Source organism: Ignavibacteria bacterium (genome assembly GCA_041649015.1).
Taxonomy (GTDB): Bacteria; Bacteroidota; Ignavibacteria; order Tepidaquicellales; family Tepidaquicellaceae; genus CAIKZJ01.
The window spans coordinates 241,766-263,295 of sequence record JBAZNU010000001.1; the positions used below are offsets into that span (position 1 = coordinate 241,766).

The 21,530-nt window shown below is 36.7% G+C and carries 18 protein-coding genes; 3 read left to right on the forward strand and 15 right to left on the reverse strand.

Translation table 11 applies throughout. From position 1 onward, the window contains the following. Positions 1–9: 9 nt before the first annotated feature. Positions 10–1,389: a M20/M25/M40 family metallo-hydrolase gene (locus tag WC644_00955; GenBank protein ID MFA5010496.1), complete on the forward strand. Its 1,380-nt coding sequence runs from the start codon at positions 10–12 to the stop codon at positions 1,387–1,389. Between the two features lie 218 nt (positions 1,390–1,607). Beyond that, on the forward strand, positions 1,608–2,192 hold the full coding sequence (locus tag WC644_00960; protein ID MFA5010497.1) for a DNA-3-methyladenine glycosylase I: 585 nt from the start codon (positions 1,608–1,610) through the stop codon (positions 2,190–2,192). 72 nt (positions 2,193–2,264) lie between these two features. Here WC644_00960 and WC644_00965 read toward each other — a convergent pair whose 3' ends face one another. Genes WC644_00965 through WC644_00985 form a run of 5 tightly spaced genes read right to left on the reverse strand, consistent with a single transcriptional unit; the run spans position 2,265 to position 6,664 of the window. Beyond that, positions 2,265–2,912, reverse strand: a complete 648-nt coding sequence (locus tag WC644_00965; protein ID MFA5010498.1) for a chromophore lyase CpcT/CpeT — start codon at positions 2,910–2,912, stop codon at positions 2,265–2,267. Further along, positions 2,909–3,406, reverse strand: coding sequence for a 5-(carboxyamino)imidazole ribonucleotide mutase (gene purE, locus WC644_00970; GenBank protein ID MFA5010499.1), 498 nt, complete (start codon positions 3,404–3,406; stop codon positions 2,909–2,911). The genes WC644_00965 and purE overlap by 4 nt, the downstream gene beginning before the upstream one ends. A 17-nt stretch (positions 3,407–3,423) precedes the next feature. Further along, positions 3,424–4,851, reverse strand: a complete 1,428-nt coding sequence (locus WC644_00975) for a PP2C family protein-serine/threonine phosphatase (protein MFA5010500.1) — start codon at positions 4,849–4,851, stop codon at positions 3,424–3,426. 6 nt (positions 4,852–4,857) lie between these two features. Next, positions 4,858–5,136 carry an oxidative damage protection protein gene (locus WC644_00980; GenBank protein ID MFA5010501.1) on the reverse strand — a complete coding sequence of 93 codons (279 nt, stop codon included), beginning with the start codon at positions 5,134–5,136 and terminating at the stop codon, positions 4,858–4,860. A gap of 1 nt (position 5,137) precedes the next feature. Further along, the gene (locus WC644_00985; GenBank protein MFA5010502.1) at positions 5,138–6,664 is read right to left on the reverse strand and encodes a bifunctional UDP-sugar hydrolase/5'-nucleotidase; all 1,527 of its coding nucleotides are present in this window, start codon (positions 6,662–6,664) and stop codon (positions 5,138–5,140) included. A gap of 214 nt (positions 6,665–6,878) precedes the next feature. Here WC644_00985 and WC644_00990 point away from each other — a divergent pair, with 214 nt between their 5' ends. Further along, a complete protein-coding gene (locus WC644_00990; GenBank protein ID MFA5010503.1) occupies positions 6,879–10,262 on the forward strand; it encodes a PAS domain S-box protein in 3,384 nt (1,127 codons plus the stop codon). Here the strand turns inward: WC644_00990 and crtI are convergent. The 10 genes from crtI to WC644_01040 form a co-directional block, all read right to left on the reverse strand. After that, positions 10,259–11,725 carry a phytoene desaturase family protein gene (crtI, locus tag WC644_00995; GenBank protein MFA5010504.1) on the reverse strand — a complete coding sequence of 489 codons (1,467 nt, stop codon included), beginning with the start codon at positions 11,723–11,725 and terminating at the stop codon, positions 10,259–10,261. The two genes, WC644_00990 and crtI, sit on opposite strands and share 4 nt — an antisense overlap. 3 nt (positions 11,726–11,728) lie before the next feature. After that, entirely contained in the window at positions 11,729–12,673 is a 945-nt protein-coding gene (locus WC644_01000; GenBank protein MFA5010505.1) for a phytoene/squalene synthase family protein, read from the reverse strand. A 2-nt stretch (positions 12,674–12,675) separates the two neighbouring features. Next, complete coding sequence (locus tag WC644_01005) at positions 12,676–14,166, reverse strand: phytoene desaturase (GenBank protein ID MFA5010506.1); 1,491 nt, start codon at positions 14,164–14,166, stop codon at positions 12,676–12,678. Further along, entirely contained in the window at positions 14,163–14,471 is a 309-nt protein-coding gene (locus WC644_01010; GenBank protein MFA5010507.1) for a lycopene cyclase domain-containing protein, read from the reverse strand. Before WC644_01010 ends, WC644_01005 begins: the two co-directional genes overlap by 4 nt. Then, positions 14,471–14,791: a lycopene cyclase domain-containing protein gene (locus WC644_01015; GenBank protein MFA5010508.1), complete on the reverse strand. Its 321-nt coding sequence runs from the start codon at positions 14,789–14,791 to the stop codon at positions 14,471–14,473. The genes WC644_01010 and WC644_01015 overlap by 1 nt, the downstream gene beginning before the upstream one ends. After that, complete coding sequence (locus WC644_01020; GenBank protein MFA5010509.1) at positions 14,781–15,545, reverse strand: carotenoid biosynthesis protein; 765 nt, start codon at positions 15,543–15,545, stop codon at positions 14,781–14,783. The genes WC644_01015 and WC644_01020 overlap by 11 nt, the downstream gene beginning before the upstream one ends. Beyond that, complete coding sequence (locus tag WC644_01025) at positions 15,535–16,737, reverse strand: glycosyltransferase (GenBank protein ID MFA5010510.1); 1,203 nt, start codon at positions 16,735–16,737, stop codon at positions 15,535–15,537. Before WC644_01025 ends, WC644_01020 begins: the two co-directional genes overlap by 11 nt. Continuing rightward, entirely contained in the window at positions 16,688–17,371 is a 684-nt protein-coding gene (locus WC644_01030) for a lysophospholipid acyltransferase family protein (GenBank protein ID MFA5010511.1), read from the reverse strand. Before WC644_01030 ends, WC644_01025 begins: the two co-directional genes overlap by 50 nt. 32 nt (positions 17,372–17,403) lie before the next feature. Beyond that, positions 17,404–18,267 carry a cobalamin-dependent protein gene (locus tag WC644_01035; protein ID MFA5010512.1) on the reverse strand — a complete coding sequence of 288 codons (864 nt, stop codon included), beginning with the start codon at positions 18,265–18,267 and terminating at the stop codon, positions 17,404–17,406. 80 nt (positions 18,268–18,347) lie between these two features. Beyond that, positions 18,348–21,512 carry an efflux RND transporter permease subunit gene (locus tag WC644_01040; protein MFA5010513.1) on the reverse strand — a complete coding sequence of 1,055 codons (3,165 nt, stop codon included), beginning with the start codon at positions 21,510–21,512 and terminating at the stop codon, positions 18,348–18,350. Positions 21,513–21,530: the final 18 nt, after the last annotated feature.

Sequence of the window (21,530 nt, forward strand, 5' to 3'; positions counted from 1 at the left end):
ATTATAATTATGAGATTATACTTCAGATACTTTTTCACATTCATATTGCTTTTTATTTCATTAAACGCTGTATCACAGGATAATGATTTGGTTGTGATACGGAGTATTTACTCAGAAGCTCTGACGAGTACTGTTTCTTATGAGATGCTAAGGGATTTATGCAAGGACATCGGAGGAAGATTAACAGGGTCGAAGAATGCGAATGATGCGGTTAAGTTCATTGAGAGCAGGCTTAAAGAAATGAAAGTTGATAATGTTTATTTGCAGGAATTGAAAGTAAGGAAATGGGAAAGGGGGGAAAAGGAAGTTGGATATGCGAACACAAACAAGGGCAGGGTAAATTTTAATGTATGCGCACTTGGAATATCGGTGGGGACGGGTGATAAAGGTATAGAGGCGAAAGTTGTTGAGGTAAAAAACTGGGATGAACTAAGAAACCTTGGCAAGGAAAATGTGCAAGGCAAGATTGTATTTTTCAGCAGAGCAGCAGACCAGTGCGGATACACAACGGGATACGGATACGGGAGTTCGGTTGACCAGAGAGTCAGGGGTGCAATAGAGGGAGCGAGGTATGGAGCAGTTGGTGTAATTGTCAGGTCGGCAACAGTATCTTACGATAATTATCCTCATACAGGAGTGATGAGATACAACGATTCATTGACGAAGATACCTGCAATAGCAATATCGACAAAAGATTCGGACTTGCTAAGCAATCTTTTGAAAGAAGATAAAGAAATGACGTTTTATTTCAGAACGACATGCCATCAGGACGAGGATACAGAATCTTTTAATGTGATAGGAGAATTAAGAGGCAGCGAGAAACCCGAAGAGATAATAGTTGTAGGCGGTCATGTAGATTCGTGGGATCTGGGAGAAGGGGCGCATGATGACGGCGCAGGGATAGTGCAAACGATAGAAGTATTAAGGATTTTTCAAACGCTTGGAATAAAACCGAGGCACACAATAAGGTTTGTAGGGTTTATGGATGAAGAGATTGACCAGAAAGGCGGGAGAAAGTATGCAGAGATTGTAAAAGCAAAAAATGAGATTCACCTTGCAGCTATAGAGACAGACGGCGGAGGATTTACGCCACATGGATTCTCTTTTGAGGTGAGCGAAGAAAAACTACAGCAGTACAAAGATCTGCAGAAATATTTTGAACCTTACTGGCTGCACTTATTTGTAAAAGGCGGAGGAGGTGTTGATATAAGTTTTTTGAAAGAAACGGGAACAACTCTGATAGGATTAATTACAGATTCACAAAGATATTTTGATTATCATCATTCTGCAAATGATGTGTTTGAAAACGTGAACAGAAGAGAGCTACAGCTAGGGAGTGCATCAATAGCCGCATTAGTTTATCTTATTGACAGATATGACATAAGATAAAATGATTTGAAGCGTTGACGCTATGTTTTTATTTTGATGTTAAAGAAAAGTGCGATTTCAGAAGATTTTAGACTGAAACTTTGAGTTGGTGATGTAGGAGCAGACTTAAGGCTATTTAAGAGCCAACTGAGAGCAAGTTATAGAAAAAAATCGAGACACGGAAATTTAATAGTATTTAGACTGTGTTTTCACTTTAACAAATTTTTATTTTATAAAATATGAAGAAAAATATAAAAGACTGTGAATGGACCGGAAACAATCCGCTCATGATAGAATATCATGATAAAGAATGGGGTGTACCGCTTCATGATGACAGAAAACTTTTTGAGTTTATAATACTGGATGCATTTCAGGCGGGGTTAAGCTGGAATACAATCATAAACAAAAGAAAGAATTTCAAAAAAGCTTTTGATAATTTTAATGTGAAGAAAATCGCGAAATACGATGAGAAGAAATATGAATTGCTGATGAATGATGCCGGGATAATCAGGAATCAGCTGAAGATACGGGCAACGATAACAAATGCAAAGGCGTTTCTTAAGGTGCAGAAAGAATTTGGGAGTTTTGATAAATACATCTGGCAGTTTACGGGGGGTAAAACGATAGTGAATAAATGGAAAACGTTAAAGGAAATTCCAGCAAAGACGAAAGAATCTGATGCTATGAGCAAGGATCTGCTGACGAGGGGGTTTAAATTTGTAGGTTCGACGATATGTTATGCGTTTATGCAGGCGGCGGGGATGGTGAATGACCACCTTGTGAGCTGCAGCAGGTATAAGGAAGTGCAGAAGATACAGCAATGAGATCATGGAATAGAAGAAGAGAAATACATGTAAATAAATTTTTAGAACAAGAGATTTTCACCACTAAGATTATTAGTTGTTGAGTTTTTTGAAGATATAGCCGCCTTTAGCGGTGCCCCATACTTGTTCATCCTTTTCGTTGAAACCTCTGTCCCAGCTAATCATGGCATCTTTTTTAATAATAACTTCGCTAGTTGCATATTTTGCACTGCGAAGGTCGCTTTCACAATTTTTTCCTTTTGTTGAGCCCGTGAATGAGCCGTCGTCATTTTTTCTCATAAAAACGGAACAACCTTTTCTCTGAGTAAGATTAGAAGGATTCAGGTTTTCAAGAGGTTTTTCACTTTTCCAATCTCCAGCATATTTCAAGGGATCAGGAAAAGTAAATACTGCACTTTCGAAAGAACCATCGGGCAGCTGAGTAAGTCTGTAAATCCTTTGCTTGTAAGGTTTATCGGCTGATGAAACGGAAGCCTGTTCGGCATAAATCCATATACCATCAGTTCTATCATGCCACATTCTTTTCATGTGAAGAACAATGTTGAAGTAAGTTGTGTCTTTTTGCGACTGCTCTTCGCTTGAGAACGAACCCTGCAGGTACGAGGCAAGAAGCGACAAATCATCCTGTTCAACATTTTCATCTTGATTAGGAATTTCTATCTGAGCGTTAAGACTTCCAATAAGAAGAGAAAATAATATTATTAAGAAATAATTTTTCATTTTGAGTTTCTATTAAGTTTATTATTCTTTCGAAGAGATTCTTTTTCGATATCTCTCTTAAACTTCAGTACCTTTGATAAAAGTTTCTTATCTGAAGTACCGAGAATTTCGACTGCAAGCAAGGCAGCATTACGGGCGTTGTTGATAGCAACAGTAGCAACAGGGACACCGTAGGGCATCTGTACGATAGAGAGAAGAGAATCAAGCCCCTTGAGAGCTTTTGTTTCAACAGGAACGCCTATCACAGGAACGGGCGAATATGCAGCAGACATACCCGGAAGATGTGCAGAACCGCCTGCTCCTGCGATGATTACTTTGATACCTCTTTTGTAAGCATTCTTCGAATAGGATGCCATAAAATCGGGAGTACGATGTGCAGAAGTAATTTTAACTTCATAGGTTACTCCGAACTTATCGAGTATTTCAGAAGCCAGATTCATAACCGGAAGGTCTGAATCAGAGCCCATGATTATTCCAACTACAGGTTTTGACATAATAATAATTTTTAATTTTAACTTCTCGAAAGAACAAGAATACTTATATCATCTATCTGTTCGGTGTTACCGGTAAACCGGTTAACGTCTTTAACTAAACCCTCGAGCAGCTCTGCGGGGCTGCTATCCGTATGCATATAAAGATAGTCTTCAAATTTTTCAAAACCATATTCGTTTTTGTTACTATCCATTGCTTCAATAATACCGTCAGTGTACAAAAGAAGCTTATCACCTTTTTTAAAATCGAAAGTAACCAGATTATCTTCATTAATACTTGCGAAAGCATCTACGGCCCCGAGTGCAACACCATGCCGTCTTATTTTAAACAGCTCATTTGAGCCAGCCGAAATCTTATAGGGAGGAAGATGACCTGCATTGAACAAAGTACACTTATTCCGATTAGAATCGATGACTGCAAAAACTGCCGTAACAAACATCTTTCTGTTTTGAGTACGCCGAATCATTTTGTTAAGTTTAATGAAAACCTCCTCGGGGTTTGCAGTATCCTCAAGAATCAGGTGCATACAGCTTCTGAGTCCTGAAAGCAGCAAAGCACTTGCGACACCATGACCAGACACATCGCAGATAAAGATTCCTGTTTGGGAATCAGATATCTTAAAATAATCATAGTAGTCACCACCGACTTCATTTGCGGGAATTGAAGTTCCAGCAATGCTAAGGTCTCCGATTGATTTAGCACTTTCCGGAAGCATAGATAGCTGAATCTCGCGTGCATAGTTAAGCTCCTTTTTCATTCTGATGCTTTCATAATGCCGCTTATAATAGACATCGTAGTTCTTGCTGAATTTATTCTGCTTTCTGCTTTCAGTAGAGTAAGCAATCATAAAACAGACTGAAGCAATTATGAGCCCCGGCAATATATCAAGGAAATTGATATTGCGGAAGAATATGAGCTCAGAAAGTGCAGGAAGTCCAAAAACAAGAGCAAATAGCCTTACGATATCACTTTTTTTAAAGCGGAAAAAAAGGAGGGACAGCGAAAAGAAGATAATAATATTAGTCGTATCGCTTTTTTCTTCATCGAGGGTTACTTTAACACTACTGCTTTTATTATCAAGTTTTTCAATGACAGTTTTAACAGGTGTTCTGCTTTCGACTATGTTTTGAAGAATATCTGAAAGCATGAACAGCAACAGGGCTGATATAACAAGGGTATAAATTCTTTTGCGTATATTCTTTTCGGTGAATATCCTATGATAGAAGATTTTTACAACGAGAGAAATACCGAAAATAAAGAATGTTGAATATGAGTCAAATTCGATTTCGCCGTCGAACAGAGTAGTAAGAGTAACAAATCCAAATACAATATTAAAGACAAGAACAAACTTTTTGAGGGCAGAATAATTTTTCTCATCCTGATGCAGTTTATAAGAATCCTCTTTAGAGAGTTCAAGATACCTATCGAATTCGAAAGCCGTGACCATGAATGATTACTTTTTTTCCGGTGTGTATTCTTTCGGCAGTTCACCACCAGAGCCGAACAAGTACTCTTTCATCTGATCCAGAAATATTTTATCTGTATCGGGGTTTGAAAGGTCGAGTCTGTATTCATTAACGATCATTTTAAAATAATCGAGAAACATTTTAAAAGCTTCTTTAGAAACATTATCGTAGACCTTTTGTCCGAGTTCTCCCTGCACGGGGAGCCTATCGAGGCCGGGGAGGTCTTTTTTCAATTTAATACAATGTACAATTCTTGGTTCTGCCATATTATTTTTCCTTTACTAAAAAGAGTCTTGTTTCAAATACGTTATTAATTACTTTTTGTTGCTTAACGGCATCGAGCAGGGCATCTCTATCGATAACATTTGTATCGAATGCATTAATCTCCTCACCGAAATCTCCGAAATATTTTTTAGCCTGCGAAGCGGTATAGCTGTTTGTTACTACAGAATAAATTTTTTCAAGGTCAATTTGAGAGCCATTGACTTCAATACTCAGGACGAAATCATCGTTATCATCTTTTATTTTATCGGGATCAACTCTAACAATCATCCCGGAGAAAATTATCATATCGTAACCGTTCAGCTCTTCATCTTTAGAAGCCATTCTTACGTTATTAGCAATCATCTTGCGAATAGTTTTACCCGATACAGAGAAAGTCATTATATTATTTCCGAAAGGATTTATTTCCCAAATATCGCCTACGGTTATATCACCCTTAAGCATATCTTTACGAATGCTTCCTGCATTCAGGAAAGCAATATCGGTATTGAACATTGCTCTTAAAGCGTCTGCAGTCCACTGACCGCAATTATTCTTTTTCCAGTCAACTTCAAGGGTGCCAATAACGCTTTTCATTACGGGTTCGATAGCAGCAATCATGGTATCAACTTTTGCTGCGGCGACTAAATCGAAGACAGCAGAATCGAGCACGGTTTCATTTAGTTTTCCGAAATAATCTACGATAGTATCTTTTTCAATATCAACCTTAAGGTCGAGTTTACCGAGAAATTTACCGTATGAGCCAGCCTGAACGATTAAAGTACCGTTGATGACTTTGGGTTTAAAAATTGGTGTATGTGAATGTCCGCCAACGATGACATCAATATCGTTATGAAACTTTGACGCAAAAACGCTGTCCATTTCAACGCCGTTATGAGAAAGGAGGACGATAAGGTCACAGTTAACATTTTTTAATTCAGAAAGGTTAGCTGTAATAACGGAATCGATATTCAGAACAACAATAGAATCGACGTTTTTCGGAAGGGTGAGAGTTTTTAAATCGTCCGGAGAAACACCGAGAATTCCTATTTTAACGCCGTTCTTTTCCTTTATAGTATATGATTTTGCAAAATTCTTATTTTTAGAGGGGATAAATATATTCGACGCGAGAACATCGCAGTTGAGCGAACTAAGACCATTAGCAAGCTCGGAAGAACCGTAGTCAAACTCATGATTGCCGATAACGAAAGCATCGATATTATAAAGGTTCAGAAGTTCAATCTGTGACAACCCTTTTGTTATGGAAGAAATGGGACTTCCCTGATAATCGTCACCTCCATGAAGAACGAGAGAATTCTCATTCCTGAATTTATTGAGGTATCCAAGCATGGAAGCAGTACCGCCGACGAAATAATTTATAGTTTCGCCGTCTTTCTTTTTTGATGTTTTATACGGTAAGTTTCGGGCATGGAAATCGTTCCAGTGCAGAATAGAAATCTCTTTAACGTTATCCTGAGAGAAGGAATAACCGCAAATAAAGGTTAATAATAATACAAAAAATGTTTTCTTCATAAATTATGAAATGATTGTTTATCAATAAAAATACTCATAATTTAAAACATAAAGAATGTATAAAGCGTTTAAGGGTAACCAATAAATTAAGGAATAGATAACATATTCTTTTATTAACCGGGTATGGTTTTTGCACAAGTAAACGATAAAAAATTGCTTTTTACATTATTGAATAATTTATTACATTATAAACGAGACAAAAAGGAGTGTGATTTTGAAAGAAACGGACAAAAAATCAAAAACCGACACTGTAAACAATGTAAAAATAACAGAGAAGATAAGTCCCGAAAAGTTATTTACATTTATTGAGAGCATACCTGATTACATAGCTTTATACGACAAGAAAGGAAACTATGTATATCTAAATCATTACGCAAAAGGTTATACACAAGAAGAAACCATAGGCAAGCACTATACACTCTACCTTCCGGAAGAATCCAAGAAAATTTACAGAAAAGCATTTAATCAAGCAAAAAAAACGGGCGAGACGCAGTATGTAGAGTATTTTGCACCCGGTAACGACGGAGCGGTGAAATATTATGAGAGCTATATTGTTCCTTTGACTGAATCCGGAACATTTTTAAACATGATGGTGATAGCGAGGGATATTTCGGAGAAAAAAGCCATTGAGAACTCGCTTAAGGAAAGTGAAGCAAATGCGAGGGCAATAATGGAATCAACTTCAGACTCGATAATATTAATAGATAAAAAAGGGTTTGTCCTCGATACGAATGAGGGGCATGCAAACAGGTTTGGTTTAACCCGAAAAGATTTAATCGGAAAAAATCTGAAAGAGTTTTTACCCAAAAATTTATACAGAACCAGGTTTAAGAACGTAAAAAAATGTTTGGAGACGGGAAAACCCGTTAACGGAGAGGATCTCCGTGATAATCGATACACAGAATTCGGTATATATCCAATCAAAACGAATAAGAAAAAGCCTGACAGGGTGTCAGTGTTCTCAAGAGATATAACAGAAAAAAAGCAATTGGTTGAAGAACTGGAAAGGATAAAAGACTTTTCAGAAAACCTTTTGCAAACTGCTAATACGATTATAGTCGGACTTGATATTAACGGCAGGGTAAAATTCATAAACAATGCCGGAGAAAAAATAACAGGTTATACGAAAGAAGAGATAAAAAATCTTGATTGGTTTGAAGTTCTCGTACCAAAAGACCGTTTTCCTGAAGTCTGGAAAATGTTTGATATACTTACAGCAGGAAAGGAATTAAAGAATTTCGAGAATCCAATAATAACAAAGTCCGGAGAAGAGCGACACATACTTTGGCAAAACAATCAAATGTATGAAAACGGGAAAATATCCGGCACGTTATCTTTTGGATTAGACATCACGGAAAGAAAGAAAGCAGAAGAGGAAACCAAATCAAGTTTTTCTCTGTTAAGAATTGCCGGGAAGACAGCAAAATTTGGTGGATGGAGTGTAGATCTTTCTAACAATAAATTAGAATGGTCGGATGAAGTTGCGAAAATTCATGAGATCCCTGCTGGATACTCACCTACTGTTGAAGAGGGTATCAATTTCTATGCACCTGAATACAGGGAAACAATTAAAAAACTCTATGGAGATTGTGTAAAAAGAGGTGTATCATTTGACAAAGAATTACAGATAATCACAGCAAAAAGAGAGAAACGATGGGTCAGGTCAATAGGAGAGGTGGAAAGAGATGCAGACGGGAAGATAATAAAAGTGTACGGAGGGTTTCAGGATATAACAGAACAAAAGAAAGCCGAGGAAGAATTACGAAACAGTGAGAATAAATTCAGACTGTTGTTTGACGACAGCCCAAGCATACTGTTTTTAATACAGGAAGACGGGAAGTATTACAATGCCAATAAAGCTGCAGTAAAAAGGTACGGATACACAGCCGATGAGTTCAGGAATTTAACACCAATGGACATCACACTTCCTGAGAATATGAGTGAAGCATCAAAAAAGGTATCGAACGCTTTAATAAAAGAGTTACACTTTGAATGGATACACGTCACAAAAGACGGGTCAAGCTTTCCAGTAGAAATATTTACAAAACCCATAACTATAAATAACCGTTCTTTTATTTTTGTCGAGGTAAACGATATAACAAAAAGAAAGCAGGCAGAAAATGAACTTAGGCTTTCGGAAGAAAAATTCAGAAGGGCATTCTTGTCAAACCCGGGAATAGCATGCATCAGTACTATCAAAGAAGGGACCTTTATTGATGTGAATGAAAAGTTCTGCAAAGGTATCGGTTGGGAGCGCGAAGAAGTAATCGGCAAAACATCGAAGGAATTGAACATTTTTGAAGACTATCAAAACAGGGAAAAAATTATTGCAATAATAAATAAAAACGCTTTTATTAATGATTTTGAATTAAGAATAAGAACAAAGAGCGGAGAAATAAAAGACACCATTTATGCAGCCGAGAAAATATATATGGACAACAAGGAATGCATACTTTCGCAAATATTCGACATAACAGAGAGGAAAAAAACGCAAGAAGCATTGAAAGAAAACAAAGAATTGTATCATTCTTTATTTGAGAAAAACACAGCGGTAAAACTATTGATTGACCCAAAAGACGGTGCGATAGTTGATGCCAACTCGGCGGCATCAATGTATTACGGATATCCGCATGACAAATTGACTGAAATGAAAATCAGTGACATTAATACTTTGACTGCCGCTGCGCTTTCGGAGGAGATGCAAGAGGTATTGTTAGAAAAGAAATCTTACTTTAATTTCAAGCATAGACTATCCGACGGAAATATTCGAGATGTAGAAGTATATTCGAGTCCGATATACATTAAAGGACGCGCGTTACTACAGTCAATAATTCACGACATCACAGAAAGGAAAAAAACCGAAGAACTATTAAAGAAGAGTGAAAATAACCTGCGCGAGATGAATGCGGCAAAAGACAAATTCTTTAATATAATTGCACATGATTTAAGGAGTCCCTTCAGTTCAATTTTAGGATTCAGCAATTTACTGGAAGAGCAAATGGAAACAAAAGATTATGAAGGAATAGAGGAGTATGCAAGTTTTATTCACAAATCAGCAACTCATGCAAAGTCATTATTGGAAAATCTTCTCAATTGGTCGCGTTCACAAACGGGTAAAATGGAATTTAGACCTGAATACATAGATTTGAAAGAGCTACTGGAAGAGACATTACTATCACTTAACGACGTTTCGGCACAGAAGACAATAACCATAATGACGAAAATGGACAAGAATGTTCCTGTTATTGCGGACAAGACAATGACGGGGATAGTATTAAGAAATTTAATTTCTAATGCCATAAAGTTCTCACATCCGAGTGGAGAGATTTTAGTGTCTGCTGAGCAAAATCCTGATGAAATACTTGTATCGGTAAAAGACAGCGGAGTTGGAATAGCAAAGGAAGACATAACAAAACTATTCAGGATAGATATGAATCATACTACGTTAGGAACAAACAGAGAAAAGGGAACGGGATTAGGGTTACTACTTTGCAAGGAGTTTATAGAAAAACACAGAGGAAAGATTTGGGTTGATAGCAAAGAAGGAAAGGGAAGCACATTTTATTTCACTCTTCCCAAGAACTGGGCTACAGGTTAATACTGTACGTCAGCAATTAATTCCGAAACGTTTTTCCCCGAGAGAATAACCAGAGGAATTCCTCCTCCCGGATGAGCAGATCCACCGCAATAAAACAGGTTTTTGAATTTCTTTGAACGGTTTGACTGTCTTTTGAAGGCAGAAAATCTGGTGTTTGAAGAATATCCGTACAAACTGCCTTTATAGCTTCCTGTCTGATGTTCCATAATTTCCGGATTCAGTACTTTTTCAAAAAGTATTTTACTCCTAATATCAGTTTCAATTACTGATTCAATTTTATCAATGATTAAAGCACGGTATGTTTCGGTTAGTTCGAACCAGTTCTGGTTAAGATTTGGAGGGGTATTAATCATTACAAACCAGTTCTCGCAACCCTCAGGTGCGTCAGCAGGATTAAACTTAGAGGATACGTAAATATAGATGGTGACATCATCGGAGATGGTTTTTTCAAGAAAGATGCTATTAAACTCTTTTTTATAATCTGCAGAGAACAAAATGTTGTGTGTATCAAGTTGAGGAAATTCCGTATTAATTCCCCAATAAAAGACCATAGCAGAGGATGAGAGTCTTTCCTCTTTTATTTTAAAATCACTTTCCGAGAAAAATAGTTTGTTAGCCGAGAGTGAATCAAGATTTGACACATAGTAATCAAAAGAATAAGGCTTGTTTTCTGATATTAGTGATTCAATTTTATTTCCGGATTTTCTGACGGATGAGACGTTTCGGCTGAGCATAAAATTAACGCCTTTCTTCAGAGCGAGATTCCACAGGGCTTTTACGAGACTATACATTCCTTCGGACAAGTAATATCCACCGAGAGAATTTTCGACATGAGATATAAGATTAAGTGTTGCCGGTGCAAGGTATGGATTAGAGCCATTATAAGTAGCATATCTATCGAACAATTGGACAAGTTTAGGGTCAGAGAAAAAAGACTTGTTTGCCTCATGCATTGTGCGGAACGAATCTATTTTACGGATTTTAAAAAGTGTTTTAACTGAGTTAAAATTTAACAACGATTTTATTCCCATATAAGGATCGTACAAAAATATCTTTTTAGTAAGGTCAAATATTACTTTAGAATACGAGAAATACTCAGATAAATTATTGGAAGTATCCGAGGTTTTAGATTCAATTTCTGCAGCAAACTTATTGAAATCACTATAGGCATTAAGTTCTATCCCGTCAGGATAGAAATATTTACAAAGTACATCGAGTTTTTTAACGTCAAGATAATCTGATAAATGTTCACCTGCTTCATCGAACAATTGTTCAACAACATCAATCATTGTAAGCAAAGACGGACCTGTATCGAAGCGAAAGCCCTGATGGGAAAACGATGATGCTTTACCTCCGGGGAGGGAGTTCTTTTCAAATACAGTTACTTCAAAACCTTTTGATGCGAGGTGAATTGCAGCAGATAAACCGCCGATGCCTGCACCGATAATTCCAACAGTTTTCAAGGATTAACTCTCCAAATTAACGGCCGGTTTACTGCCAGACTTAATGGCTGCTTTTCCTTTAGATGAACGCTTATCAGAAAATATTTTCATTGTCATCATAACTTTTGAGAAAGTACTAACATAATGACGTTTAGAATATACATCGTAATTATTGTTTTCAATTTCAGACAAGATTCCGGAATAGATTCTGCTCATCATTTTAACGGTTGAGCGAGAACCGTCATTAGGAAGATATTTAAACCCCTTTTCTGCGAGATTGTAATATTCCCTTGCCCTGTTTATCTGGAATTTCATCATTGCATAAAAGCGCTCGTCGATAATTTTATTCTTAATATCATCTTCTGTGTAGTTAAACCTGTCAAGTTCTTCTTTGGGCAAATATATTCTTCCCATAGAATAATCATCGGCTACATCTCTTAAAATATTTGTCAGCTGCATGGCTTTTCCGAGATGTACGGCATGTTCAAGTGCATTGTCATTAGAATACCCCATGATTTTAGTCATTATAAGACCAACAACAGATGCAACCTTATAGCAATAGACATCAAGTTCTTCAAAGTTATAATAAACTTTCTTATGTATATCGGAGGCGACACCATCAATAAGTTCCCGGAAGTATTCTTTTGGAATGTTAAATTTTTTAACAGTCAGAGTGAAATCTGAAATATACTTTGAGCCGTCATTAACATGCTTATAAACTTCATCAAGTATTTCAAGAAGGAAATTGATTTTGCTTTCAAGAAACTCCGGCGATTCATATTTAGAAATATCGGTAATATTATCAGCATATCTGCAAAATGCATAAACAGCATATGCGGCATTTCTTTTTTCCTTAGGCAATGCGAAAGAGGAGAAATAAAAACTCTTTGCATAGTATTTTGTATAATCCTTGTATTCGCTGTAAGTACCCTTCAGGAAATCGGGAATTATGTTTAAATCATATTTCATGATCATTTTAAGTTTAAATTTTTTATTAAATCATCAACTATCTTAGCAGAAGATACAACACCGGGCAATCCTGCTCCGGGATGAGTACCTGCACCAACAATGTACAGGTTTTCAAAATCTTCAGACTTGTTATGAGGTCTGAACCAAGCCGACTGTGTAAGAACAGGCTGTAGAGAAAATGCAGAGCCGAGATAGCTATTAAGTTTATTTTGAAAATATCTTGGGTCAACATAATGCTCAGCAATTATATTTTCCTGTAAGCCTGGGAGATAATTTTCCTCAAGAAAATTCATAATTCTATCTCTGTACTCTTTAGATTTCACGCTCCAATCAATATCGCCTTCAAGATGAGGAACGGGTGAGAGAACGTAAAAAGATTCAGATCCATCGGGAGCGAGTGACGGGTCGGTAATAGTAGGCATGTGCAGATAGAGAGAGAAATCATCTGCGAGAATTTTCCTGTTGAAAATATCGTTTAATAATTCTTTATATCTTGGGCCAAGAATTATGTTATGATGTTTAAGGTTTGAATCAAGGTATCTTTTCTTTGTCCCGAAATAAATTACGAACAGAGACATACTGTACTTTTTATTTCTTAGTTTAGCATCGGTATATTTCTTTCTTTTATCTTCAGAGATAAGGTTCATATAGGTTGCAGCAACATCTCCGTTAGATATTACAATATCTGCCATGTGCTTTGAACCGTCTGTAAGAATGATACCCTTGATTTTTCTATCTTCAACAATCATATCTTTTACTTCGGAATTAAGCAGTAATTTACCTCCCTGCTCTGTATACAATTTAACCAATGCACTGACAAGTGCGTTTGTACCACCCATAGCATAATGAACTCCCCACTGCCTTTCGAGGTAATGGATAAGGGCATATATAGAAGTAGTATCAAAAGGATTTCCGCCCACAAGCAACGGATGAAAGGAAAAGCACTGACGTAGAAATTCATTTTTAATAAATTTTGATACGTATCCATAGACCATTTTATAAGATTGAAGTTTAATCAGGTCGGGAGCAACCTTAAGCATATCAGTAAACTTCAAGAAGGGTTTATCGGAAAGTTCAACAAAGCCTTTCTGATAGATTGCTTTTGTTGTTTTAATAAATTTCAAGTAGCCGTCTTTATCTTCGGGGCTCCATTTATCAATTTCACTAAGAATAAAATCGTTGTCTGCGTTATAATCAAAGTGCTTACCCTCATGGTTAAATATCCTGTAGAAAGGAGAGAGAGGAACCAGGTTAACGTAATCTTTTATATCTTTGCCGGCCTCTTTAAAAATATCTTCAAAGAGGAAAGGAGCGGTTATAACCGTAGGACCAGCATCAAATTTGAATCCATTCATTTCAAAGAGATATGCACGACCTCCGGGTTTATCAAGTTTTTCGAAAATAGTTACGTCATGACCTTTTGAAGCAAGTCTTGATGCGACAGAAAGTCCGCCAAATCCGCTGCCTATGACAATTATCTTTTTCTTATTCATTTATTGTTAATATTTTTAATTTTCTTGTTAAAAAATTCCCAGATAATCAGGTTTAAACCTATCAAAGAAAATCCGAAGAAGAAATCTTCAACAGGAATAGTGAAGAGTCTGATACCGAGCATTTTTGATTCATTGTAAATTACAATAGGTCTCCATGTAAGATATCCGTTTACGACAAACATAAGAACGACAATAATTCCCAAGTAAATCCAGAATATTTTTTGCTTAAACAAATGTGTTTTTAAGATTACATCAAGAATAATCACGAGCAAAGTTCCGACGATTACCAAACAAGTGTATTCCATCAGGCGCTCCCTTTCTGCCTTTTGGCAAGATACTTGACTGTTTCCCATGTGAATATGCAAGCAAAAGGTACGAATATAAAGAAACTGACTTCTTCAAGGGGAAGACCAAAGAAATATATACCTATAACATAATCTGGATTGAAAGTCCATAAGTCTCTTATGACTGCAATTATATCGATGGTTACAAAAAGGACAAACGGAATTAGCATTGCGAATACGAATCTATTCAGAGGTTTGTAAAAATTTATTTCAGGGCTAAAGCTCTTAATAAACGGCACGGAAACGGTAAACAGCATAACTATTAAATATTCAAACTTCATTGGTCCTCCTGTAGATTAATATCAAAACGACTATTATGAGTATTATTCCCGAAACAGTCGGCAGAACATAGCTGTTGAAAATATTAATGATTGAAAACTGTGATATGCTTATAATGTAAAGAATTAAAGGGGTGTATGAGACCACTTTCGATTTATTAATTACGTTCGATTGTGGTACGAGATACTTTGAAAGAAATAAAGTGAATACAAATGCGATAACAAACCATGAGATATAGTTCTGGATGGGAACGAAAGAGAATGTCCATGTCCAGTAACCGTTAATAAATCCAGCAAAAGGTTCGAGCAATAAATCGAAAGCCAGAACCAATACCGATGAGTATGTAACGATTGCAAATACGTTAAGTGTTTTCAAAGAAGAAACAATCATAAAAGAACCCGTAACCACTACAACCCATGAAAGACTGATTGTTAAAGGCACCTGAAGAATCTGGGGCTGAAGCTTATCCGTGTAAACATAGCTTCCAAAAGGAAAGGATGTTTTAACACCGATTAACTCTAAAAAGTATCCGCTTAAGAGCAGAACAGTTAAATTTATAATAACAGATCTTCCGGAATAGTTTAGAAGCATATATGACAGCAGAGCAACAAACTGGATAGAAAGGAATATATTAGTTGTCCAGAGATATTTATCTTTAAGTTCAGGTATTAACATTATAATAACACCTACGGGAGTCATTATCATGAGAACATACAACAATTTCTGAAGAATAATATTTACCAAATTATAAGACATAGTTATCTCCTTTGGGATTAACGGGGGAATAAGTTCTACCTTTCCAAACCGAACCTTTGCCAAGCTTATTCCATCTCCAAGAGTTGAAACCTATCGTTGAAATAATAAATATTCCAATAGGGTGAAGCAAGGTTGATACTATACCAAGTTTAAAAAATGTATTAATAAGCAATCTCATTAATAAAACAAGAACAGACTGATACAGGAAATTGTACATAAGTAGTTCATTTGCTACAGCAGCCGAGATTACAAGTCCAACAAAGGGAACAAAAAACAGAAGAAGATAGACAGTAAAAACAGCGAACAGAAGAAATGAGTTATAGTTCATACCCGGAAATATGTTTTTTGAAAAGCCCTCCCAGATTTCGCCGAAACTATGATACATGCGACAACTAAGAATATCGAGACCTTTATTAACAACAACTTTTAAACCGTGTTTTTTAATACTCTTTGCAAGTGCAACATCTTCAACAAGGTGGGATTTTATCGATTCATGTCCGCCAATTTTTTCATACGAATCTCTTTTAAAAAGCATGTAAGGTCCGACACCCATTGCAAAAACAGGGCTTTTAAGATTCTCAGCGAGATAATAAGGTAAAAGTGTAAAAGACGTAAAGTGCATACCGGGCATAATACATTTTTCGGCAAAAGTCTCGAGAGTCATTGAAGGAATCAACGAATAAAGGTCGGCTTTACGATTAACAGCACGGATTACAGCATTACGCAATGAGTTGTTGAAATGAACTGTATCAGCATCGCTAAATAGAATATACTCCCCTTTTGAATGCAAATACAACTGATGGCAAGCGAAATTCTTTCCTGTCCACCCTTCTTCAAGGGGTTTGCCGTTTATAACATGTAGCTTCGGCTGATTAATCTGTATATCTTTGAGTATATCCAGTGTCATATCTTCGGAGTTATCGTTAAGCACAATAACTTCATAATTCGGGTAATCCTGTATCAGGAGTGACTCTACGCATTTACGAATGCTTCTTTCTTCGTTACGCGCAGGAATAAGTACTGAAATAAACGGCATTTCATTGTCGGACAGTTGTTTGTAGTTTCGTTTTCTAAATACCCATAAATTCCAGATTACAATAAGCAATATTCCGGTCAGAAAAAGTGATATAAAAGAGACAAACTCAATCATTTTGCCCCCTGTCCAATATGTTACCCGCTGAGTCTTTTCCATGAAGCATAATTTTATAAGATGATATTTTTCCGTTCAATATATTCTGTTTCTGTTCGTCCAGTGCAGATGTGATATAATTCTCAAGGTATTCAGTGTATGAAACGGCATCAATGTTATTGAATTTATTGAGCAAGGGCAGAATTTTAATAAAGACTTCGGGTTTTTGGTCTTTTAAAAACTCATAATTATAAATAAGAGGAATAATATTGACATCGCCTACTTCGTTAATGAGTTTTGAAAGCCCGTTCTCAAACTTCAAAGGTCTTAAATCGTTTGGGGGCATTGTACCCTGAGGATAAATCCAGAGGACATTTGTACCGGACTTTAGAAGATTAGCTGCATATTTAAAAGAACGATACGAATCAATTTTTGATTCTTTATCCACCGAGAAAACGCCAATCCATCTAAAGAATTTATATTTACTAAGCTGTTTATGATCCATCATTGCATAAGCGTTAACATCAAAGATATTATATGAAAGCCAGAACGGTAGCAATGCATCCCACCAGTTTGAATGATTTGCGAATATTATTGACGGAAGTGTTTTGTTGCGATTCAAAAAATTTTCATCACCGCTTAAATGTATTTTATGAAAATGTTTTTTGAGAATATGCTTAACATACACAGAAAACACTTTTTGAAAAACAATATTTTTATTAGCTTCAATCAAAAGAGAAAATTTTGTTTAAGATATTTAATTAATTCATCTGTGCTTTTTAATATCGCATCAGTTTTTAAAGAAACTGTATCCATTTTATTAACTCCTATACCTCCAAGTATGAGTTTTGAGCCTGTAGTTTTTGTAGCAGCATAAAGTTTTCCAGTATCATTCATAAACTTTTTTCTGTTGTTTATTATGGTAGCTGAAATGCAGACGATATCAGGTTTATGCTCATTAATACCCGACTGAAGAGCTTTTACGGGTACATTAGCACCGATATAAATTACTTTCCACCCGTAATAATTCAATACATTATTTACACTAAGTAAGGGCAATTCATGCAATTCACCTTCAAGACTCCCGCAAAGAGCAGTGAGACCATTAAAGGGTATTGGAGCAATCTTGTCATGAAGTCTGATTAGGGATTTAATAATTTTGTTTGCCGCAATATGTTCCTGGTCAACTGTAATCTCCTTATGTTTCCACTTTTCGCCGACTTCAAACATCGTTTTTGCAATGACATTATCATACAATTCAACGAGGTTAATACCGGAAAGGTGAAGAGAGTATAGAAAATCCGTTATTTCAGATTCAGAAGCAACGAACAGTTTCCTGTATAATGAATCAACGATAAACTTAAAATCTACACCGTTGTTTTGATGATTTTCACGGCTTCTGTCATTAATATCAGATTTCAGTTCGAATGAATATTTGCTGCTGAACAACAGGAGGTCCTCCTTTTTAAATTTTCTATGTCCTCCCGGAGTTTTATAACAGCTTAACATGCCGCTATCAGACCATCTTTTAACGGAAGATTCATTGACGCCGAGGATTTCAGCGACCTGCTTTGATGATAATACTGTGTTCATACCGATATAAACGTTTTGCACGTTTTAAACGTTCCCGACACACCAATAAAAAAGGCGGTTACAAACCGCCTTTAAGTTTATTATGCTTCTTGTTCTACTGTCTTCTTCTTCCGTTTAAATATTTTATTGTATAAATCGTCGCTATAGGAGTATATTGACGGAATAATAACAAGTGTCAGGAATGTCGACACCATAAGACCGAATATAATAGCCACACCCATAGGACGCCAGAAAGCAGAATTCTCACCTCCCACTATCCAGCTGAGTGTTCTCCAATCAAAGTCAACACCTGAGGCAAGAGGAAGAATCCCGAGAATTGTAGCAGCAGCCGTAAGGAAGATTGGTCTCATTCTAATCAGCCCTGCCTGAACGAGAGCTTCGTCACGATTCAATCCACGAGAAACGAGTTCTTTCTGGAAATCGAGCAACACGATAGCATTTCTCACGACAATGCCGGCGAGTGCTATAACGCCAATTCCCGTCATCATAATACCGAAGGGAGTACCGGTAATTAAAAGACCTATGAGTACTCCAATAAGAGACAGAATAACAGATATCATTATAATCAGAGGAACTCTCAGAGAATTGAACTCAATTACCATTAGGAAAAAAATCATCATCAAAGCGATTATCATGGCTTTACCGAGGAATGCTGAAGTTTCTGCCTGGTCTTCCTGTTCACCAGTATAGCTGATGGAATAACCATCAGGGAGTTTAAAATCTTTCAGTTTTGCCTGAACATCTTTAAGCACGTCGTTACCAAGCCGGCCTTCGGCGTTTGCCGAAACGGTAACAACTCTCTTAAGGTCTTTTCTGTTTATTGCACCGATACCGCCGGAGAACTCTATACTACCGACAGAAGAAATAGGGATTTTTTCGCCTTTTGTATTAGTAATATACATGTTATCGATAGTACTTATATCATTACGCTGTTCCTTATTCAGTCTGACAGTAACATCATATTCATCTTTGCCTTCTCTAATCTTGCTTGCGGTAGTGCCGTTAACGGCAGTTCTTATAGTTGCACCTATCATTGCAGTATTAAGCCCATAAAGAGCAGCTTTTTCCCTATCGACGACAATTTTAATTTCCGGTCTTGCTTCATCAAAATTATCAGTAAGGTCAGTCAGTCCGGGAATACCTTTTATCTGACTTTTTATTTCATCAGCAAGGATTCCGATTTTAACAAAATCATCACCCGATATTTCTATGTTTACAGGAGGTCCGGTTGGAGGTCCCATTTGCTCCTTTTCAATTTTTACTTCACCACCGGGAACCATATAAAGCGCATTTCTTATTTGCTCTATAGATATTTTAGAACTCTGTTCTCTGTCAAGTTTGTCGAAGAAAGTTACAGTTATAACGCTCTTTGTTGGAATTCCATCTCCGCTAAAATCAAGAGGATTATTAGATGAACCAACGTTTGTGACAATATACTTAATATCTTTAAGTTCCGGAATTTTTTTCTCAAGCTCTTTAGTTATCGTGTTAGTTTCATCTATGTTTGTTCCGACGGGTGTAGTAAGTGTAATAGAAGCCTGTCTTGGGTCGGTATCAGGAAAGAACTCAGTTCCGTAATTGAATTTCCCGTAAATTAGGAACACAATAATAAGCATAAGAAACGTAATTGATATTACTGTCCTTCTGTGAGTCAAAGCAATTCTTAAAACCTTTTCATAGATTCTTAAAGCTCTTCCAAAAAGAACTTCGTCAAAATGCTCAAGGAACCTGCCGATCGGTCTGAATTTTTTCTTTTGAGATCTTTCCCTATCCTTTTTATAATGAATAAAGACAGCTGCCTGAACAGGGCTTATAATCATAGCAACGAACAATGATGACAACAAACAAACAATCAGGGTGATAGGCAAATATTTCATAAAATCACCTACGATTCCAGGGAAGAATAGAAGCGGGAAGAACGATGATATGATAGTTAGTGTAGCAATCGTGACCGGGAACACAACTTCACGCGGACCTTCAATCGAAGCGTCATGCGGATTATAATTTTCTTTTTCCTGCAATCTATAGATATTTTCGATGACGACAATAGCGTCATCAACGATGATTCCAAGAACGAGTATGAGTGTAAACAGAACTATCATGTTCAGAGTAATACCCATTGCACCCAGAACAATAAACGAAATCAAGAATGATAACGGAATAGAAGTTGCAACGAGCAATGAATTCTTTATACCCATGAAGAAGAAAAGGATTAGCATGACAAGAACGACGCCTGTTACAATACCGTTTTCAAGTTCGTGAACAGTTGTTTTAATAAAATCGGATTGATCGCTGGTAACGCTGTAAGAAATGCCTTCCGGAATAATACCGTTATTGTTGGCTAAGATATCATGGACCTTTTCAGATATTTCAATTATGTTGGAGCCGCTGCGCTTTTTAACAGGCAGGGTTATACTTTCAATCCCGTTCTTTCTTGCATACGTTTGTCTTTCTTTATATCCGTAAGTTACCTGAGCCACATCATTTATGTAGACAGGATAATCACTGTTTTTCTTAACGATTATATTGCTCATTAACTCGGGATTTTCATACTCGCCTGGTACTCTAATAAGGAAACTTGATTTGCCAATATCCACCGCACCACCGGGTATATTCAGATTTTCAGCGGACACGGCATTTATAAGGTCGTTGAAACTAACATTATAGTATTTTAGTCTTTCAGCATCTGCATCAATTTTAACTTCCCTATCCACACCTCCGATAACATCGGCGGAAAGCACACCGGGAATTTCTTCAATCTTATCCTGAATTTGTGTACCAATTTTTTTGAGGTTAGCAAGACCTATATTCCCACTCAGATTAACGTACATCATCGGAAGCTCGGAAAAATTGATTTCGGTGATAATCGGCTCTTTAATATCTGTCGGCATTTTTGTTTTTGCCGTAGCGACTTTATCACGAACTTTCTGAATTGCGTCATCAATAATAACATCTGTGTTAAACTCAACCGAGATCGAACTGAAACTTTCCCTTGAAACGGATTTTATCTCTTTAACGCCGCTAATACTTTTAACTTCCTTTTCTATTTCCTGTGTTACGAGGTTTTCTATATCCTGAGGCGACACGCCCGGATAGACAGTCGCGATAAACACATAAGGAATTTTTATTGAGGGGCTTGATTCTCTCGGCAGGGATATATACGAGGAGGCACCGATAAGAACTATCATCAGCACGAGGATATAGACCGTAACTTTATTCTTTATTATTAATTCAAAAAATTTCATATAAGATAAACTTTTAGT

What these genes read in the sequence shown, in the direction of transcription:
- WC644_00955 (MFA5010496.1), top strand. Translation starts at nt 10, where the DNA reads ATGAGATTATACTTCAGATACTTTTTCACATTCATATTGCTTTTTATT.
- WC644_00960 (MFA5010497.1), top strand. Translation starts at nt 1,608, where the DNA reads ATGAAGAAAAATATAAAAGACTGTGAATGGACCGGAAACAATCCGCTC.
- WC644_00965 (MFA5010498.1), bottom strand. Translation starts at nt 2,912, where the DNA reads ATGAAAAATTATTTCTTAATAATATTATTTTCTCTTCTTATTGGAAGT.
- purE (MFA5010499.1), bottom strand. Translation starts at nt 3,406, where the DNA reads ATGTCAAAACCTGTAGTTGGAATAATCATGGGCTCTGATTCAGACCTT.
- WC644_00975 (MFA5010500.1), bottom strand. Translation starts at nt 4,851, where the DNA reads ATGGTCACGGCTTTCGAATTCGATAGGTATCTTGAACTCTCTAAAGAG.
- WC644_00980 (MFA5010501.1), bottom strand. Translation starts at nt 5,136, where the DNA reads ATGGCAGAACCAAGAATTGTACATTGTATTAAATTGAAAAAAGACCTC.
- WC644_00985 (MFA5010502.1), bottom strand. Translation starts at nt 6,664, where the DNA reads ATGAAGAAAACATTTTTTGTATTATTATTAACCTTTATTTGCGGTTAT.
- WC644_01000 (MFA5010505.1), bottom strand. Translation starts at nt 12,673, where the DNA reads ATGAAATATGATTTAAACATAATTCCCGATTTCCTGAAGGGTACTTAC.
- WC644_01005 (MFA5010506.1), bottom strand. Translation starts at nt 14,166, where the DNA reads ATGAATAAGAAAAAGATAATTGTCATAGGCAGCGGATTTGGCGGACTT.
- WC644_01010 (MFA5010507.1), bottom strand. Translation starts at nt 14,471, where the DNA reads ATGGAATACACTTGTTTGGTAATCGTCGGAACTTTGCTCGTGATTATT.
- WC644_01015 (MFA5010508.1), bottom strand. Translation starts at nt 14,791, where the DNA reads ATGAAGTTTGAATATTTAATAGTTATGCTGTTTACCGTTTCCGTGCCG.
- WC644_01020 (MFA5010509.1), bottom strand. Translation starts at nt 15,545, where the DNA reads ATGTCTTATAATTTGGTAAATATTATTCTTCAGAAATTGTTGTATGTT.
- WC644_01025 (MFA5010510.1), bottom strand. Translation starts at nt 16,737, where the DNA reads ATGGAAAAGACTCAGCGGGTAACATATTGGACAGGGGGCAAAATGATT.
- WC644_01035 (MFA5010512.1), bottom strand. Translation starts at nt 18,267, where the DNA reads ATGAACACAGTATTATCATCAAAGCAGGTCGCTGAAATCCTCGGCGTC.
- WC644_01040 (MFA5010513.1), bottom strand. Translation starts at nt 21,512, where the DNA reads ATGAAATTTTTTGAATTAATAATAAAGAATAAAGTTACGGTCTATATC.